This is a genomic window from Nocardia halotolerans (assembly GCF_042650145.1).
GTDB lineage: Bacteria > Actinomycetota > Actinomycetes > Mycobacteriales > Mycobacteriaceae > Nocardia > Nocardia halotolerans.
In genome coordinates this window covers 660,575-678,713 of record NZ_JBHSDL010000014.1, presented here as the reverse complement: position 1 = coordinate 678,713, position 18,139 = coordinate 660,575, and the positions used below count along the sequence as shown (strand labels likewise).

General features: G+C 68.8%; 15 protein-coding genes. 6 read left to right on the top strand and 9 right to left on the bottom strand.

Annotation, left to right across the window (positions count from 1 at the left end):
* Positions 1–173 precede the first annotated feature (173 nt).
* Positions 174–383, bottom strand: a complete 210-nt coding sequence (locus tag ACFO5K_RS13780; RefSeq protein ID WP_378561409.1) for a hypothetical protein — start codon at positions 381–383, stop codon at positions 174–176.
* A 121-nt stretch (positions 384–504) separates the two neighbouring features.
* Here ACFO5K_RS13780 and ACFO5K_RS13775 point away from each other — a divergent pair, with 121 nt between their 5' ends.
* Both ACFO5K_RS13775 and ACFO5K_RS13770 read left to right on the top strand, forming a co-directional pair.
* Positions 505–1,680 (top strand): alpha-hydroxy-acid oxidizing protein, encoded by a 1,176-nt coding sequence (locus ACFO5K_RS13775; RefSeq protein WP_378561406.1) that lies wholly within the window; start codon positions 505–507, stop codon positions 1,678–1,680.
* 141 nt (positions 1,681–1,821) lie between these two features.
* Positions 1,822–2,592, top strand: coding sequence for a DUF6319 family protein (locus tag ACFO5K_RS13770; RefSeq protein ID WP_378561403.1), 771 nt, complete (start codon positions 1,822–1,824; stop codon positions 2,590–2,592).
* 24 nt (positions 2,593–2,616) lie between these two features.
* On the opposite strand, the gene ACFO5K_RS13765 is transcribed toward ACFO5K_RS13770, so the two are convergent.
* On the bottom strand, positions 2,617–4,119 hold the full coding sequence (locus ACFO5K_RS13765; protein WP_378561400.1) for a diguanylate cyclase: 1,503 nt from the start codon (positions 4,117–4,119) through the stop codon (positions 2,617–2,619).
* Between the two features lie 288 nt (positions 4,120–4,407).
* Here ACFO5K_RS13765 and ACFO5K_RS13760 point away from each other — a divergent pair, with 288 nt between their 5' ends.
* The 4 genes from ACFO5K_RS13760 (at position 4,408) to ACFO5K_RS13745 (ending at position 7,886) form a co-directional block, all read left to right on the top strand.
* Positions 4,408–4,554, top strand: a complete 147-nt coding sequence (locus ACFO5K_RS13760; RefSeq protein ID WP_378561397.1) for a hypothetical protein — start codon at positions 4,408–4,410, stop codon at positions 4,552–4,554.
* Between the two features lie 75 nt (positions 4,555–4,629).
* Entirely contained in the window at positions 4,630–5,751 is a 1,122-nt protein-coding gene (gene galK / locus ACFO5K_RS13755) for a galactokinase (protein WP_378561394.1), read from the top strand.
* A gap of 152 nt (positions 5,752–5,903) precedes the next feature.
* Complete coding sequence (locus ACFO5K_RS13750; RefSeq protein ID WP_378561391.1) at positions 5,904–7,625, top strand: sodium:solute symporter family protein; 1,722 nt, start codon at positions 5,904–5,906, stop codon at positions 7,623–7,625.
* Positions 7,626–7,637: 12 nt separating this feature from the next.
* Positions 7,638–7,886 carry a hypothetical protein gene (locus ACFO5K_RS13745; RefSeq protein WP_378561388.1) on the top strand — a complete coding sequence of 83 codons (249 nt, stop codon included), beginning with the start codon at positions 7,638–7,640 and terminating at the stop codon, positions 7,884–7,886.
* Positions 7,887–7,889: 3 nt separating this feature from the next.
* Here the strand turns inward: ACFO5K_RS13745 and ACFO5K_RS13740 are convergent, their stop codons facing one another.
* The 7 genes from ACFO5K_RS13740 to sph all read right to left on the bottom strand — a co-directional run bounded on the left by ACFO5K_RS13740 (position 7,890) and on the right by sph (position 18,084).
* A complete protein-coding gene (locus ACFO5K_RS13740) occupies positions 7,890–9,470 on the bottom strand; it encodes an alkaline phosphatase D family protein (protein ID WP_378561385.1) in 1,581 nt (526 codons plus the stop codon).
* Between the two features lie 158 nt (positions 9,471–9,628).
* Positions 9,629–11,140, bottom strand: coding sequence for a PepSY-associated TM helix domain-containing protein (locus ACFO5K_RS13735; protein ID WP_378561382.1), 1,512 nt, complete (start codon positions 11,138–11,140; stop codon positions 9,629–9,631).
* An 882-nt stretch (positions 11,141–12,022) separates the two neighbouring features.
* Positions 12,023–12,505, bottom strand: a complete 483-nt coding sequence (locus ACFO5K_RS13730) for a hypothetical protein (RefSeq protein WP_378561379.1) — start codon at positions 12,503–12,505, stop codon at positions 12,023–12,025.
* Between the two features lie 494 nt (positions 12,506–12,999).
* Positions 13,000–14,658, bottom strand: coding sequence for an acyl-CoA synthetase (locus ACFO5K_RS13725; protein ID WP_378561376.1), 1,659 nt, complete (start codon positions 14,656–14,658; stop codon positions 13,000–13,002).
* Between the two features lie 131 nt (positions 14,659–14,789).
* A complete protein-coding gene (locus ACFO5K_RS13720) occupies positions 14,790–16,415 on the bottom strand; it encodes an acyl-CoA synthetase (RefSeq protein WP_378561374.1) in 1,626 nt (541 codons plus the stop codon).
* Between the two features lie 159 nt (positions 16,416–16,574).
* Positions 16,575–17,072, bottom strand: a complete 498-nt coding sequence (locus ACFO5K_RS13715; RefSeq protein ID WP_378561371.1) for an ArsR/SmtB family transcription factor — start codon at positions 17,070–17,072, stop codon at positions 16,575–16,577.
* Positions 17,073–17,124: 52 nt separating this feature from the next.
* Positions 17,125–18,084 (bottom strand): sphingomyelin phosphodiesterase, encoded by a 960-nt coding sequence (gene sph / locus ACFO5K_RS13710; RefSeq protein ID WP_378561368.1) that lies wholly within the window; start codon positions 18,082–18,084, stop codon positions 17,125–17,127.
* Positions 18,085–18,139: the final 55 nt, after the last annotated feature.

The window sequence follows — 18,139 nt, the reverse complement described above, 5'->3', positions numbered from 1 at the left end:
TCGGCCCTGGTAAACGTGACGCGGCCGCGTCGAAAGGCGGGGTCTCCGGTGGGAATTCGGCTCAGTCACGGGCAGCGACGTGACGAGCGCAGGGAGCCACCGCGCAAGGGTGCCGACCGGTCAGCTGCCGAGTACGGCGACGGGTCGGAAAACCGGCCGGAGCCGCCAAGGGGTCAGTCGAAGCCGAGGTCGCTGGTGAGCGGATCACGCAACGCGCCTTCGGCGGCGCGTAGCCGGTCGGTGACCGAGGTGAGCAGATCCATCGAATCCTGGGACAATCCGAGCGCGAGGCGGGTCAGGCGGCGGATGGCCTCACAGGCGATGCTTTCGGCGAGTACGGCGTCCGGATCGGCGGGCGCGGCCGAGGGTTCGACGACGGTCACGACAGGGGCACTCACAATCTCGGAACGCGCTGCTGGGTACGCTGCTGCCTATTTTCGAGTATGACGCACCTTACATGGCCCCGCGGCCTGTGAACTACAGCTCGCATGCGAAAGTTCAGCGATGAGTCAGTTCGCCGACTATCAGAACGAGATCTACCTGGCCGCCCTCGGCGGGATCCAGCCCGAATTCCCCATGGACTACGCCACGCTCGAGCGCAAGGCCACGGCCGCGTTGCCGGAAACGCTGCTGAACTACATCGCCGGTGGCGCGGGCGACGAGCTCACCCAGCGCCGCAATGCCGAAGCGTTCGCCGACTGGGGGTTGTTGCCGCGCATGCTGGTCGGCGCCACCGAACGCGACCTCACTGTCGAAGCGTTCGGTCACCGCTTCGCCGGCCCCCTGTTCATGGCGCCGGTCGGCGTGATCGGTCTGGTCGGTGAGAACGGCCACGGCGACATCGCCTTGGCGCAGGCGTCGGCGCAAACCGGTGTGCCCGCGATGTATTCGACGCTGATGGAGGACCCCCTCGAGGACGTGCGCCCGCACGCGGGGGATACACCCGCGTTCTTCCAGCTCTACACCCCGAAGAACCGTGAGCTCGCCGAGAGCCTGGTGCGCCGGGCCGAGGCCGCCGGGTACGCGGGCATCACCGTCACCCTCGACACCTGGGTGCCCGGCTGGCGGCCACGTGACCTGGCCAGCGGCAATTTCCCGCAACTGCGCGGGCATGTGCTGAAGAACTACACCAGCGACCCGGTGTTCCAGCGGATGGTCGGCTCCGACGATCCGAAAATGATCGTGCTGCACTGGATCTCCACTTTCGGCAACTCGCTCACCTGGGACGATTTGGGCTGGCTGCGGTCGCTCACCGATCTGCCGCTCATCCTCAAGGGCATCTCCCATCCCGAGGACGCGCGCCGGGCGATCGACCTGGGCGCCGACGGTATCTACTGCTCCAATCACGGTGGTCGCCAGGCCAACGGTGGGCTCAGTGCGCTCGAGACCCTGCCCGCCGTCGCCGCGGCCTGCGACGGCCGGGTACCGGTGCTGTTCGACTCCGGCGTGCGCTCGGGCACCGACGTGGTGAAGGCGCTCGGCCTCGGGGCGACGATGGTCGGCCTCGGCAGGCCCTATGTGTACGGCCTCGCACTGGGCGGGGTACGCGGGCTGGTGCATCTGCTGCGCAGCTACGCCGCCGAAGCCGATCTGCTGATGGCGGTCAACGGTTACCCCGACATCGACGCGGTGCGGGCCAACATCCGCCCGAGCAGCCGAGGCAACGTCACCGCCCGCTGAGCTCGTTCGCCGCAAAACCCGCTTCGGAAACGGGTTTTCGCCGCCGGGGTGCGGGCTAGGGCGAAACTTGTCGGTGCTGTGGTGCATCATCGGTGCCACACACACCACGCTCTAGCACGCACCAACCTCCCGGAGTCCACGATGTCCTCGCCGAGCACCAAGTCCGCATCCCGCCGATCAGCTCCCCCGGTTCTGTCCGAGACCGAGCTCGCGCGCATCGCCGACGAGCTCGCCGGGGGTAAACCGCCGATGGTGTGGTTCACCGCGGCCGCCGTCGGCATCGCGGAGGGCAAGTCGGGCAAGGTCGTGGCCCTCGGCGACCCGGCCGACGGTGACTTCCTGCAGGTGCGGCCCACCGGTTCCAAAGATGTGCTCTCGTTCGGCCCGAGCGAGCTGACGCTGACCAAGCCGGCCCGCGGGGCCACCGGTGCGCCGGCCGGATCTGCCAAGACCCGGCCGGCCCCCGCCCCCGAGCCGGGCAACCGAAAGGAAAACCCCGTGACTCCCCAGCCGACCACTTCGTCGAGCCCTGCCCCGGCCGCACCCACCCCCGCGTCGGGCGCTACCGCGCCCGGGGCCGGTGAGGCCACCGCGCCCAAGCCGGCTACGACCCGCCCGGCCAAGTCGGCGGCCGCGCGCAAGTCCAAGGTTCCCGAGGTGACGGTCACCCTCACCGGCACCGCCGACGGCGAGTGGACCGTCGACGTGGTCAACGGCAAGAAGCGCAGCGTGAAGGGGCTGGCGGTGAACAGTGGCGCGGTCGCGCAGGCCGCCAAGATCCTGCACCCGGAGGTCGAGGAAGTTGTGGCGGGCATCCTGGAAGCGGCTCGCGACGCGCAGCAGGCCAAGGTCGCCCAGTTACAGGCCGAACTGGAGGCGGCCAAAAGGCTGCTCGAGGAGCTGGGCGACTGAGCCCTGGCAGGTAGCCGAGCCGCGCTAGACCGCTGTGCTGGCGGGCTTGACGGCCCGGCACAGTGCCCGGCGGGTGCCCGGTTTGCGTAGGTCGTCGTGAAAGGCCAGGCCGAGGCGGTATTCCTTGGCGTGGTACATCGCGGCGTCGGCGTCGCGGATCAGGTCGTAGATCGTGGTCTCGCTCGGACGGGTGTGCAGGCAGGCCACTCCGATGCTGGCGGTGATGGGGATTTCGCCGCAGCTCAGATCGAAGGGCCGTACGAACGCCCCGAGCAGGTGCTCGGCGAGCACGGCGGCCTCGGCGCGGTTGCGCGGGGCGAGCACGACGAATTCGTCGCCGCCGTAGCGCGCGGTGACATCGACGCTGCCGGTGGTGCGGCGGATACGCGCGGCGGCGTGGGCGATGAGTTCGTCGCCGACGGCGTGGCCGTAGCTGTCGTTGACCATCTTGAAGCCGTCCAGGTCGATGAACACCAGGCACAACGGTTTTCCCGCCCATTGCTCGCGGTAGCGGTGCGGTGCGCGCAGCAGCGCCGCCCGGTTGAACAGCCCGGTGAGCAGGTCGTGGTCGGCCCGGTACTGCGCGCGGCGTTCACTGCGCAGGCTCCGGGCGATGGCGCGTTCACTGCGCACCAGAACCCCCACCAGCAGCAGGGTCAGCAGCAGGCAGATCACCACCCGGTCGCCCACACCCAGATCGGCGCCGACGACGCTGATCAGCGAGGCGGCCACCAACGCCACCGCGATCACCCCGGCACGCCTGCGTGAACGGTGCGGATGGACCTCGTCGGAGTCGTGCAGTTCCCGCATCGAGGGGTGCAACGCGGCCAGTCCGGCCAGGAGATACGCCCACTGCTGCGCGACCAGGGTGAACTGGCTGCCGTGGGCGAATGTCCCTGCGGTGGTGAGGCTTTCGAGTACCGCGCCGACCAGTACGGCGATCAGTGCCGCCTGTAGCAGCCGCAGTGATCTCGCCGAGCCCACCGCGGTGGCCAGTGAATGCGCCAGCGCGGTGAGCAGCAGCGCGTCGATCACCGGGTAGGACGCGTTCAGGGCGGCCTCGAAACCGCTGCCGTGCCGCAGAATCGGTGAGATCAGGAACGTCCACGACGCCAGCAGCGCACTCAGGCCGATCAGCATCGAGTCCAGCCAGAGGTCACGGGCGCCGACGATCCGGCGCGGTTGCAACCAGCCGACGGCGGCCAGGCCCAGGCAGCAGTAGGCGGCCAGCGTGCACAGGTCGTCGGCGGGGTGCCAGCCGGCGTGCACGCCGAGTTCGCGAATCGCGGTGCCCGCGGCGAACAGTGGGATCGACGCGGCCAGTAGGTACCAGGCCAACCGCCGGTCGGGCCGGTGTTTGCGCAGGCCCACACCGATCATCGCCAGGCCGGCCACCACGATCACCAGCAACAGCAGTAGCGACAGCGCGCGTACCTCCAGCAGCGCCGCGAGCAGCACCGCCCCAGCCGCCCCCAGCAGCACCGCGCACCAGCGCGTCGCGCCCCGATGTCCGTCGCCGATGCTCATCAGGGCCCCCTAGATCTTGCCGCGCATACGAGCGGCGCCGATCGACCTGTGCGGCCGGTGAATTCGCTCGACTGCGTCGGCCGAGGAGCACCGAGTGTTGTTGTCCGAGCAAATCCCCAGTCGGCAGACGCCGACGCTCAAAACCGTTACAACTCAGACGATCATGACACGTTCGTGGCCACGTTGTCGCCACCTTGACGCCATCCGGGGCGGGACGAGCACCTGCGCGACCTATTCCACCCGGACTCGTGAGGTGACCGTCGACGCCAGTGGAACCGAGATCGGTCGGTGTCGATTCGCCGGTCTTCGATCCCGGTGCTCACCGCCCTGGCAACGGCAATCGAGGTGGTGGTCCCGGACCGCGTCCTGGTGGACGGATCCTGCGACACTGTCGGTGGTCTGTGGCAGGTGCTCGACGAGCTACGACAGCGGTAGCCCGGTCCGCTCCCGGCGCCGGCCATACATCGGTGGGCCGGCGGGGCCCGCCGGGCGAGCGGAAGGGGAGTGCGGGTGGACAGGTGGATCGCGCCGGGCCGGCTCAACGTCATCGGCGAGCACACCGACTACAACGACGGGTTCGTGCTGCCCATCGCGCTGTCGCTGGGCGTGGTCTGCGCCGCGCGGCGCCGCGCGGACCGGCAGGTGCGGCTCACCTCGGCGCAGCGCGCCGGCGAGGTGATCGAGGTGGCGGTCGACGACCTCGCCGCGCAACGGGATCGGCTGCCGAGCTGGGCGCGCTACCCGCTGGGCGTCGTGCACGAGTTCGTGCGCGCCGGGCATCCGGTCGACGGGGTGAGTCTCGACCTCGACGGCGCGGTGCCGATCGGTGCCGGGCTGTCGTCGTCGGCGGCCCTGTGCTGCGCGGTGACGGTGGCGTTGCGCGACCTGTTCGCCGCGGCCCTGCCCGATCGCGCGATGGTCGAGCTCGCCAGGTCGGCGGAGAACAGCTTCGCCGGTGTACCGACCGGTGTGCTCGACCAGTCGGCGTCGATCCTGTGTACCGCCGGTCATGCCCTGTTCCTCGACGTCCGCGCCTTCACCGCGCCGGACGGTCCCGAAACCGATGCGGCACAACAGATACCGTTCGATCTGCCCGCCTCCGGGCTCACCCTGCTGGTGGCCGACACCGGACATCCGCACGACCTGGCCGACGGCGGCTACGCCGAGCGCCGAGCCCAGTGCGAGTCCGCCGCTGCCGCACTGGGTGTCGCGGCGCTGCGCGATGCCACCGGCGCAGACCTGCCACGACTGGCGGACCCGCTGCTGCGGCGCCGGGCGACGCACGTGATCAGCGAGAACGCGCGAGTGCTGGCCGTGGTCGAACTGTTGGGCGCGGGTGCGGACCCGCGGGCGATCGGGGCGCTGCTCAGCGCCTCGCACCGATCCCTGCGCGACGACTTCGAAGTCTCGGCGCCCGCCCTGGACCTGGCCGTCACCGCCGCCCTGGGCGCCGGGGCACACGGTGCGCGGATGGTCGGCGGCGGTTTCGGTGGCAGCGTGCTCGCGCTCGTCGACACCGTCGACACCGCTCGGGTCAGCGCCGAGATCACGCGCCGTTTCGCCGCCACCGGTTTCGCGCCACCACGGCTGTTCCCGGTCGAGCCCGCCGCGGGCGCCCGGAAACTGGACTGACCGATAGTCCATCGGCAATCCGTGGTTTTGCCGGTGGCCTGAGGCACAATCGCCCACAGTAGAACCAGCCGAAACAGTTCGGCGGGCGGCGCGACCCGCACCGTGCACCACGCCCGTACGCCGCCCGGTTCCCACGCCAGGAGGGACTCGCTGTGTCGCTCGCCGATTCACCCGCACTTTCGCTCGACGCGGCCTCGACGCTGCGACTCGATGCGGCACCGGTCGACTACGCACTGGTCGCGCTGTATTTCGTCTTCGTACTCGGCATCGGTCTGATCGCCCGCAGCCGGGTGTCGTCGAGTGTCGACTTCTTCCTGTCCGGGCGCTCACTGCCCGCCTGGGTGACCGGTCTGGCCTTCATCTCCGCCAACCTCGGCGCGGTGGAGATCATGGGTATGTCCGCCAACGGCGCCCAGTACGGTTTTCCGACCTTCAACTACTTCTGGATCGGCGCGGTGCCGGCCATGCTGTTCCTCGGCGTGGTGATGATGCCGTTCTACTACGGCTCCAAGGTTCGTTCGGTCCCGGAATTCATGCGCAGGCGTTTCGGCACCGGCGCCCACCTGGTGAACGCGCTGAGTTTCGCGGTCGCCCAGGTGCTCATCGCCGGGGTGAACCTCTACCTGCTGGGCACCATCGTCAATGTGCTGCTCGGCTGGCCGCTGTGGGTCTCGGTGGTGGCGGCGGCGGTGGTCGTGCTGTCCTACATCACCCTCGGCGGGCTCTCGGCTGCGATCTACAACGAGGTGCTGCAGTTCTTCGTGATCGTCGCGGCGCTGCTGCCGCTGACTCTGGTCGGTCTGCACCGCGTGGGTGGCTGGGACGGCTTGCAGGACAAGGTGAGTGCTTCCCCGGGCGGCGCCGATCAGCTCAACACCTGGCCCGGCAACGCGATGAGCGGGTTCACCGACAACTTCGCCTCCATCATGGGCATCGTGTTCGGTCTGGGTTTCGTGCTCTCCTTCGGCTACTGGACCACCAACTTCGTCGAGGTGCAGCGCGCCCTGGCCACCCACTCCATCGCCGCTGCGCGCCGCACTCCCATCATCGGGGCCTACCCGAAGATGTTCATCCCGCTGATCGTGGTGATTCCCGGCATGATCAGCGCGGTCCTGGTGCCGCAGATGATCGAGTACAAGCAGCAGATGGCCGCGAATCCCGACTTCGAGGGTGAGGTCACCTACAACCAGGCGCTGCTGTTCCTGATGAAAGAGGTACTGCCCAACGGTCTGCTCGGGGTCGGGCTGGCCGGACTGCTCGCGGCGTTCATGGCGGGCATGGCGGCCAACATCTCCGCCTTCAACACGGTGTTCAGCTACGACCTGTGGCAGCAGTACGTGCGCAAGGACCGCCCCGACGGGTACTACCTGAGGGTCGGCCGGCTGGCGACGGTGGGCGCCACGGTGGCGGCGATCTTCACCGCGTTCATCGCGGGCGGATTCAGCAACATGATGGACTACCTGCAGACACTGTTCAGCTTCTTCAACGCCCCGCTGTTCGCGACCTTCATCCTCGGCATGCTGTGGAAACGGATGACCCCGGCCGCGGGCTGGGCGGGCCTGGTCAGCGGCACCCTCGCCGCGATCTTCGTGTTCATTCTCAACGAGACCGGGGTGACGTCGCTGTCGGGGCAGGGCGCGAGTTTCGTCGCCGCGGGTGTCGCCTTCGTGGTCGACATCGTGGTCAGCGTCGCGGTGACCATGGTGACCCAACCCAAACCCGCCGCCGAACTGGTGGGGTTGGTGTATTCGGAGACACCCAAGGAACAGCGCACCGATCCCGATGCCGACACGCTGCCGTGGTACCAGCGGCCGGTCCTGCTCGCGGGCATCGCACTCGTGCTGGTGATCGCGCTCAACATCATCATCGGATAAGGAGCCAGGACAATGCTTTTCGACATCCGCACGATCATCGGTGCGCTCCTCGGCTGCTACGGCATCATCCTGGTGATCACCTCGCTGGTGCAGGACACGGCCGCGCAGTCGGTGAAGACCGGTGGGCTCGACGTGAATCTGTGGGCGGGGCTGGGGATGGGCGGGGCCGCGGTCCTGTTCATCGGTTGGGCGTGGCTTCGCCCGGTGCGAGTACCCGAGCCGCACGAGCAGACGGTGGAGGACAGCACACCGGACACGTGAGATTCAGTCCGGCACCGCACCCGGGACACCATCGCGCACGACGTAACTCGCCCGGGTGCTGATCGGGGCGCCGGGTGTGCGCACATAGGGCACCACGCGGAAATCGGTGCGCCACATCTGGTGATCCAGCGCCACCCGGACATACCCGCGCTGGCGGTTGTGGAACTTCATGTCGGGGTTGGCATCGAGCAGCGCGCGCCCCAGGCCGGTGTCATCAGCACCGTCACCACCCGTGCTGATCGAGGTGCCGACGAACTCGGTGGCCACCACCGGCGATTCGGGGTCGCGGTAGTCGCGGCGCAGGTCGGCGACGAGATTCTCGTGCCGGTCGCCGGTGATCACCACCAGGTTGCGCACGTCGTGGTCGGCGGCCGCGCCGAGCACGGTGTTGCGGTCGGCGATGTAGCCGTCCCAGGAATCGGTGGCCAACCGCAGCTCGGGGCCGGGGTCGTAGTCCGACTGTGCCATGGCCACCTGGTTGCCGAGCACCTGCCAGCGGGCGGTAGAGGTGGCCAGGCCGCCGACGAGCCAGTCACGTTGCGGTGCACCGAGGATGGTGCGGTCGGTGACGTATCGTTCGGCGCAGTCGGCGACCGCGTTGCCGTCGCCGCAGGCCTGGACTGTGCGGTACTGGCGGGTGTCGATCATGGTGAACTCGGCCAGGTCGCCGAAGCGGTAGCGGCGGTGCAGGTGCATGGAAGGGCCGGCGGGCAGCTGCGCCAGGCGCATGGGCTGGTGCTCGTACATGGCTTGCAGCGCCGCGGCTTTGCGCCGCCGGAACAGGGCCGGGATCCGGTACACGTCGAAGCCGAGCCCCGGATGGTCGGCCGCCCAATTGTTGTCGACCTCGTGATCGTCGAGCGTGACCAGCCACGGGAAGGCGGCGTGCGCGGCCTGCAACGGTGCTTCGGACTTGGCCTGGGCGTAACGAAGTCGGTAACCCGCCAGGTCGACGGCCTCGTCGGTGAGTTGCGGTGGCACGGTCGCGCTTCGGCGCGCGAGCACCCAGGACGTCTCGTAGATGTAGTCGCCCAGGTGCACGACGAGATCGAGGTCTTCGGCGCTGAGGTGCTCGTAGGCGGTGTAATAGCCCGAACTCCACGACTGACACGACGCGAACGCGAAGCGCAGCCGGTCGACGGGCCGGTCGGGCGCCGGCGCGGTGCGGGTGCGACCGGTGGGCGAGATGGCCGAGCCGGCCCGGAAACGGTAGAAGTACCAGCGATCCGGGGCCAGACCGCCCACCTCGGGGTGCACGCTGTGACCGAGGTCGCGCGTGGCCACCGCCGAACCACGCGCTACCACTCTGCTGAACCGTTCGTCTTCGGCCACTTCGTAGTCGACGGTCACCGGGCTGATCGACATCCCGCCGTATCCGTCGGGGGCCAGCGGATCGGGCGCCAGCCGGGTCCACAGCACCACCCCGTCGGGCGTGGGTTCCCCGGAGGCCACGCCGAGGGAGAACGGGTCGCCGAGTCGGCGTGGCGCGGGGAACCTGGCGCTGCTCACCGCCGACACCCCCACCAGGGCCGCGACCGAACCGGTCGCGCCCGCGCGCAGGAGATGTCGGCGGGACAGCGTCATCGATTCAGCGCCGGCCGCGGGTGACGGTCACCACCGGGGCGGCCGGACACATCGCCGGTACCCGAGCAGGAAATCTCATTGCGCTCCGATCAGCGGGTACTCGTGTTGTCGTGAGTACATGGGGTGCTTCCTCGTTCGTTCGGCCGACGTTACAACCATCACACGACCGGGTGGGCGCGGGCGGCGAGACCGAGCGCGATATCGATCAGGAAGAAGCCCAGCAGACTCAGCCCCACCAGCGGCAGGAACCACCCCACCGCCCCGGCCGCCACCAGCAACGGCACGGTGAGCCACGGCGAGGTCTTGCGCAGCGCACCCCGGCGCGGCGCGGCCCCGACCGCGAACCGGCTCGTCGCGCGGGTGGGGCGCCGGTGCCACCACATCCGGTAGCCGAGCACGATCACCGTCACCAGGCCGAGCATGATCGCCACCAGCAGCACCTGGTTCGGCCAGCCGAACAGCAGCCCCATGTGGAAGGCGATACCCCAGTTGGTGAGCTTGGCCATCAGTGGCCAGTCGGCGTAGGCGAGCCGGTCGACGACGGTGCCGGTGGGGCCGTCGATCGCGACCGCGTCGACGGTATAGGTGCCGGGCAGCCGCAGTTCCTTGACGGCGAAAGCCGCCGAACCGGCCGGGACGGTGATCTCGGCGCCCTGGGTGATGCCGTTGGCACGTGCGGTGTCGTAGACCTGGTCGAGCTGGGCGATACGGGCGTGCTGATCTAACGGAACGGGAGCCGGATCCGTCGCACCGTGGTGAGCGTCGGCCGTGGTTGCGGCACCGGGTGTTTCGCCGGGCCCAGATCGGGCGGAGCCGGCTGGTGTGGGATCGGTGGCGATGCCGGGCACGGTCGTACTCACCGACGGGGTGGTCCAGCTCAGCGCCTGCCGCAGCGTCGTGACATTTTCCCCGGCGTAGGCCGACCAGGTGACACCGGTGACCGAGAGCAGCAGCGCCACCGGCAGAATCCAGACGCCGATCGCCCCGTGCCAGTTCATCTTCCGGCGCTTGGGCTGCGAAAGATCCGGCGCGAACAACCACCCGGCAGCGCGGCGGGTACGCCGCTTACGCACCCGGTGCACCCACAACACCGCACCGAACAGGGCGATCACCCACAACCAGGAGGCGGCCAACTCGCTGTAGAGCCGGCCGGGCTCACCCAGCTGCAGACTGCGATGGAATTCGCTGACCCACGCTCGCAGGGGGAGCGCGCCACCACTGCCGTAGACGACGGCCTCGCCGACCGGTTGCGCGGTGTGCGGGTCGACGAACACCGACAGACGTTGGGAATCGCCGAGCGCCGGGTCGTCGAACAGCACGCGGGTCGTGTCACCGTCGTGCGGTGCGGGGGCCACGGCCACGAGCGTCAGCTCCGGGCGGGCGGCGACGGCGGCGCCGACCTGCGTCGACAACGCCTGCTCGGCCCCGGTGGTCTCGACCTGCAACAGGTCACGCGAGACGAAACCTTCGATGGTCGGCGCGATGGCGTACAACGCGCCGGTGAGTGCCGCGATCAGAATGAACGGGGCCACGAAGATCCCCGCGTAGAAGTGCAGGCGCATGGCCAGCGGATACAGGCGCATGCGCCCCCTTGCGCGAGGGGCCGCGGCGGTGGTGGTCGCAGATGGGAGGGAACGGTCTTCGACCGGACGGGAGTCCGTGATGCTCATGATGATTCGTTTCTGGAGTGAGGGAACCCGGTGCGACCGGCTCGGCGTGCGAGCGTGGCCGGTGCGATCGGCTCGGCGTGCGAGCGTGGCCGGTGCGATCGGCTCGGCGTGCGAGCGTGGCCGGTGCGATCGGCTCGGCGTGCGAGCCGGCCACTGCGATCGGCGGCCACAGACACCACCGCCCGACCACGAACGCGGATCGCACGGTCACGAACACCGACGCTCGACCACGAACGCGGATGGCACGGTCGCGAACACCGACGCTCGACCACGAACGCTGACGGAACAGTCGCGAACACCGACGGCACAGTCGCGGGGCCGGCTGACGTCGTCCGAGGTCGGCGAGCGTGTGCCGCGAGCTGCAACGGCGCACAACGCGCAACCACGGCACAGCTGTCGGTACTCGCGGTGACCACGCGGAACGGGACGAACCGCGCAGACCGTTGACCGAGATGCGCGTGCCCCGCCGGTGCGCGGTGCACCGGACAGCGAAACCGTGCCTGATCTGCTCTGGTACGGCCATATCCGACGTGAGCAACGCTCGGCAGACGTGCACGGTGCGTGCCGACGGTGTGGGTACCGACGTTCGCCGTGTGCACCGGTGATGACGTGCTTACCGACGTTCGCTGTGTGCACCGATGGTGACGTGCTTATCGACGCTTGCTGTGTGCACCGATGGTGACGTGCTTATCGACGCTTGCTGTGTGCACCGATGGTGACGTGCTTACCGACGCTTGCTGTGTGCACCGGTGATGACGTGCTCACCGGCGGTGTGTACTCGGTGCGCGCCGATGGTGTGCCGAATGCATCTATCGAGCGCAGTCGTACCGATCGCGGGCAAGTGCACGGCCGAAGACGGCCGGTGCACCGGGTGGGGGAAGGTCAGAAAGGAATCGGGTGGGGTGGGGCGCGGGTGTGGCGCGAGTGAGCGGTGAGGATCCGCAGGATTACGCGCGGGCGGTGGGACAGGCGCAGTGGCGCCGGGTCCGGGATACGAGGGGCGCGGTAGCGCTTGGGGAGGACGCGAGCCAGGGCGGTGCGGGCGATGCGATAGGCGGTTTCGGCGCCGGTGATCACCGCGGCCGCCAGGACGGCGGCGAAAGTGTGGGCCGTGAGCATGCCGAGACCGAGGGAGTCCTCGGGGTGATGTGTGTGCCCGGACCAGCTCATCGTGGCGTGCCCGACGAGCTGACCGCCCAGCAGCACCACCACCAGACCCACCGCACTGCTGCGCAGCGGCGCGAGCCCGGCCACGAGCGCACCGACCACCGCCGAGGCTGCCGCCAGCAACACGACCGTGGTGCTCCCCGGCAGCCCGCCATCGGTGATCAGCCCGTGGGCGGCCAGCGACAACGCACCGGACATCGCCCCCGCACAGGCCCCACGCAAACGCGCACCATCGGCGCTCTGTGAGGGTGCGCCACCGGCGCTCTGTGAGGGTGCACGACCGGCGCTCTGTGAGGGTGCGCCACCGGCGCTCTGTGAGGGTGCACGACCGGCGCTCTGTGAGGGTGCGCCACCGGCGCTCTGTGAGGGTGCACGACCGGCGCTCTGTGAGGGTGCACGACCGGCGCTCTGTGAGGGTGCACGACCGGCACCCTCCGAGCGTGCATCACCGGCACGCTGTGGGTGTGCGTCATCGGCACCGTGCGAGCGTGCGTCACCGGCCCCACGCGAGCCCGCACCGTGGGCATCGCGCAGCCGCGTGCCACCGGCACCACGTCCTCGCAGGCCGGCAGCACGCGAGGACGCGCACGCCTGCCCGGACTCGATGCTCACGCTGGTGATGGTAGATCGTCACTCCACGGTGCGGCGGACCGAACCCGGCCCAGGCGGGCTCACCGGGGCCGGGTTGCGGTTCAGGAGCCGTCGAAGTCCATTTCCGTCAGCGGTTTGCGCAGCAGTTTGCCGGTGGCGTTGCGCGGTAGTTCGTCGACGAAGATCACCTCGCGCGGCACCTTGTACCGGGCCAGGTTCTGGCGGACGAACTCCTTGATCTCCTGCGGGTCGCGCGCGGATTCGGGCCCGGGAACCACGATCGCGCGCAGCCGCTTGCCGTAGTCGCGGTCGTCGACGCCCACCACGGCGGCTTCGAAGACGTCGGCGCGGCCCGCGATGAGGTTCTCCACCTCGAGCGGGAAGACGTTCTCGCCGCCGGAGACGATCATGTCGTCGTCGCGGCCGTCGATGTAGAGCAGCCCGTGCTCGTCGAAGTGTCCCACGTCACCGCTGGACATCATGCCGTCGACGATCTCCTTGGTGCGGCCGTCGGTGTAGCCGGTGAAGGCGAATCCGTTGTCCACGAAGATGGTTCCGGTGACGTGTGGTTCGGTGATCGGTTTGCGGTTCTCGTCGAGCAGCACGATCCGGATACCGACCGGCGCCTTGCCCGCTGTGGTCGGTGACCTGCGCAGATCCTGCGGAGTGGCCACGGTCATCACCGCGCATTCGGTGGAACCGTAGAGGTTGTAGAGGCTGTCGCCGAAGTAGTCGAGGCAGCGGGTCACCACATCGGGGGCGATGGCCGAGCCGGCGGCGAAGATCACCTTGATGGTGCGCGGGTCGTACTTCGCCAGGATGCGCTCGTCCAGGTCGAGGATGCGCTGCAGCATGGTCGGGACCACGACGAGCGAATCCGCCTGATATTTCACGATATTGGCGAGCGTGCTCTCCGGGTCGAACTTGCGCTGCTGGAAGATCACCCGGTTGCCCAGGGCCAGACCGAGCGTGAACTGGGACAACCCGGTGCCGTGGAAGATCGGCGCCGCCATGATCATGGTGCCGTTGTTGGGTAGCGGCACCCGGTCGACGAACTGGGCCGAGGCGAACGGGCTCACCTTGTCGCGCGGGGCACCCTTCGGGGTGCCGGTGGTGCCGCTGGTGAGGATCACCATGCCGCCCGCCTTGCTCGGCGGTGACAGCGGCGCCACCGACCGGCCAGACGACAGCGACGCCACGGTGGCCATCGAGGCATCGGTTCCGTGGGCCTCGTCGACCCAGGTGAGCACGCGCGGGATCTCTTCGGGAATCGCGCTCATCAGGTCGAAGAACTCGCTGTCGTGCAGCACCGCCTTGACCTTCTCGCGGGCGGCCACGTCGGCGAACTGTGGTTTGGCGAAGCCGGTGTTCATCAGCACCGCCCGCACGCCGAGTTTGCCCGCGGCGAGCAGGCTCAGCACCATGCCGCGATGGTCGCGGGCCAGTACGGCCACCACGTCGCCCTCGCCGATGCCGTTGGCGCGCAGCCCGCGCGCGAACGCGTTGGACTGTTCGTCGAGCATGCCGAAGGTGAGTTCACCTTTTTCGTCGACGATCGCGCCGGCGTCGGGCCGTGTCTGCGCGGCATGCATGACGACGCCGGCGAAGGGCCCGAACCTCGAGACGTTGCGGAAGGAGCGGGCCGCATGGTCCGGACGCAACGGATTGAACAGTTTGCGGTCGACCATGACCTTGACGCCCAGGGCGAAATCGCCTGCGCGCCGGGCCGTGCCGCTCAGCGCGGGCAGTGACAGAGACATCGAGCAGCCTTTCGGCAGACCGAACCCGCGCACGCCGCGCGGGGCCGGACCGCGTCTTCGAGATCCAGTGCTGGTGCTAACAATAGCAAGCAGTGGCCGCGAGTTGTGGCGCCCGTCTCAGCGCGGTCGCATCACTGTGACACTTCATAGTCGACCAGCACACGGCGCAGGATCTTGCCGGTGGCGTTACGTGGCAGCTCGTCGACGAAGATCACTTCGCGCGGCACCTTGTACCTGGCCAGGTTCGACTTGACGTGAGCCTGCAGTTCGGCCGCGTCGACGGTGTGGCCCTCTTCGAGAACGACGAAGGCGCGCAACCGTTTTCCGAACTCCGCGTCGTCGACGCCGACGACCGCCACGTCGAAGACCTCGGGCCGGGTCACCAGCAGGTTCTCCACCTCCTGCGGGTACACGTTCTCGCCGCCGGAGACGATCATGTCGTCGTCGCGACCGTCGACCATGAGCAGCCCGGATTCGGTGAAGTGACCCATGTCGCCGCTGGACATGAAACCGTCGATGATCTGCTTGTGCCTGCCGTCGGTGTAGCCCTCGAACGGCGCGCCACTGCGCACGAAGATCCGGCCCCTGGCGCCCGGTTCGCGCACCTGCTGGTCGTTCTCGTCGTAGAGGCGGACTTCGCAGGTGATCGGGGAGCGACCGACCGTGCCCGGCGCCTCGGCCAGCTCGGCGGGGTTCGCGATGGTCGCGATGGCCACCTCGGTGGACCCGTAGAGGTTGTAGAGCACCGGCCCGAAGGCCTCGGTGGCCCGGACGCACAGCTCCGGGGTGAGCGCCGAACCGGCGAACAGGATCACCTTCAGCGACGACAGGTCGTATTTCGCGCGGACCTCGGCCGGCAGTTCGGTCATCCGGTGCAGCATCGTCGGCACGCACACCAGCATCTCGACCTTGTGTTCGGCGATGGCGGCGAGGGTGGCCTCGGCGTCGAAGCGGCGGCGCATGACGATCTTGTTCGACAGGATCGTGCCGACCAGCCAGGTGCCCAGGCCGGTGCTGTGGAAGATCGGCGACACGATCATCATCACGCCCTGTTTGGGGAAGGGCACGCGGTCGACGAACTGTGCGGTGGCCATCGGCGTCACCTTGGTGCGCGGGGCGCCCTTGGGCAGGCCGGTGGTGCCGCTGGTGAGGATGATGAAACCGCCCGGTTTGCTCGGCGCGGGCAGGTCCTCGGTGGCGTTGTTCGCGATGAGGTCGTCGAACGTCGTCGTGCCAGCGGGAAGTTCGGTGCCTTCGTCGACCCAGGTGAGGTAGCGCGGGAGGTCGGCGGGCAGGGCGTCGAGCAGGCCGAGGAATTCGCTGTCGTGCAGCACCGCGCGCACCTTCTCGCGTTCGCAGACCTCGGCGAACTGCGGTTTGGCGAAACCGGTGTTCATCAGCGCGATCCGCGCGCCCAGCTTGCCCGCGGCGATCATCGACATGATCAGGCCGCGGTGATCGCGGGCCAGTACGGCGATCACCATGCCCTCGCCGATGCCCGCGTCGTGCAGACCACGGGCGATGGCGGTGGACTGCTCGTCGAGTTCGCGGTAGGTGAGCTCGCCCCGTTCGTCGGCCAGTGCCACCTGGTCGGGCACCACGCGCGCGGAGTGCCGCACCAGGGTGGCCTGCGGACCGTAGATCTTGGACTCTTTCATCGTCCGCAGGGTCTCGCGCGGCTTCTTGGGGTCGGAGACGCCACGCGCACGCAGGACACCGAGCGCTTTCACGCTTTCGAGCAGATGGGCCACGTTCACTCGACTACCTCCACAAACATTGTTGTCTCGATGCCCACCGTAGCAGTCGGTGTGCCCCGCATCACAGCTTTCAATCGGGCAAACGGGACACGCGTCGGCGTCGGGGAGGGTGGTGCCGGTCGCCGGGGCGCCGTGCTCACCAGGTAAGAAGCGGTCTGTTCAGCGCTGCGCGGCCGCCAGCACCGCTAGTAGCGGGACGAGTCTGCCCTCGGGCACCTCGAAGCGACCCAGTCCCGCGGTCTGCAACCAGCCGACCGCGGCGAGCTGGCGCAGATGCTGGTAGATCTCGGGCGAAGTGCCGAGTTCTTCGATGGCGGCCAGGTCGGCGGCGGTCCGGCGGCCGTAGACCACTTCCTGCAGCAGTCGCAGCCGAACCGGATCGGCCAGGGCGGCGAGGCAGTTGGCGGCCTCGATGGTCCACACGTCGCCGACGATGGCGTCGGTGGGGTACTGGGCCTGCCAGTCGAAGCGCTCACCGGTGGGCAGTTGCAGCGCACCGGCGAGCAGTACCCCGCCGGTGCGCTGCCCGGCCTCGGCGAACTCCTCGCGCAATCGCGCCACCGCCCACGGCAGCGGCGCGTCGCCGCCCTCGTGCCGTGCGTGCTCCAGGGCGGCGACGCGCCGTTCCAATTCTTCGAGTCGGTCGACCAATTCCACGCCGTCAACCTACTGGGTCCGCCGGTGCCGCGGGCGCTACGCGGCCGACCGGTCAGCCGGCGTAACCGAATACGGGGTAGTGGTCGCTGTAGTCGGTGTAGGTGTAGGTCTCACCGCCGGTGGTCACGCTCCACGCCGGGCTCTTCACCCGCCGGGTTTCGTTGACGAACGTGCGCGGGGCGGCGCGGTTGGCGATGGGCAGGACGTAGTCGAGGTGTTCAGAGGTGTAGTCGGCGCTGTACTGGTCGACGCAGACCGTGTTGTCGGCGCAGTCCCAGGAGTGTGGATGCCCGGTGTGGTCGGGCGTGACGGCACCTAGTTCGCTGATCATGGCCGGGTACTCGGCACTGGCCTCGATCACGTTCATGTCGCCCGCCACGTACACCGGCTGATCGGCCGGAATGCGCCGGTCGTCGAGGAAGCGGCGGATCTCGGCGCGCTGACTCGCCCGCATGCGCCCGGGTTCACCCGAACTGCAGCCGTCGTCCTCGGACTGCATGTGGGTGCCGATCACGTGCACCGGCCCGCCGGGCGCGGCCAGTTCCACATAGACGAAGCCCTTGTTGGAGAACCAGTCACCGCCACACGCGTCGGCGTAGACGTACTGGATCTTGCGGTTGATCGGCCAGCGGCTGACCACGGCCACGCCACCGTCTTCTGGAGTGAACGCGGAGTAGGAGCCCTGGGTGGCGTCCCAGCCGCTGCGCGAGCGGCCCAGTACCGGGGTCTGGTGCGGGTAGGCAGACTGCAGGTTGCCCAGCATGCGATCGCCGGCGGAGTTGTGGAACAGCTCCTGCAGCACCACCACGTCCTGGTCGGCCAGCACGTTCTGGCCGGCGATGAGGTCGGCGCGCTGCTCTTGGCCCCAGTTCGGGTACAGCGCTTCGGCCAGCATGAACACGTTGTAGGAGGCGATGCGCGGCGCTTCGGCCGGGGGTGCCGCGGTGGCCGGGGTGACGGGGAGAACTACTGCCGCAGTACACAAGGCGGCCAACACTATTCGTTTGAACATGATCCATTTTGATCACGTGTCCAGTTCGCTGGACGGGAATCGCCGAGAAATTCAT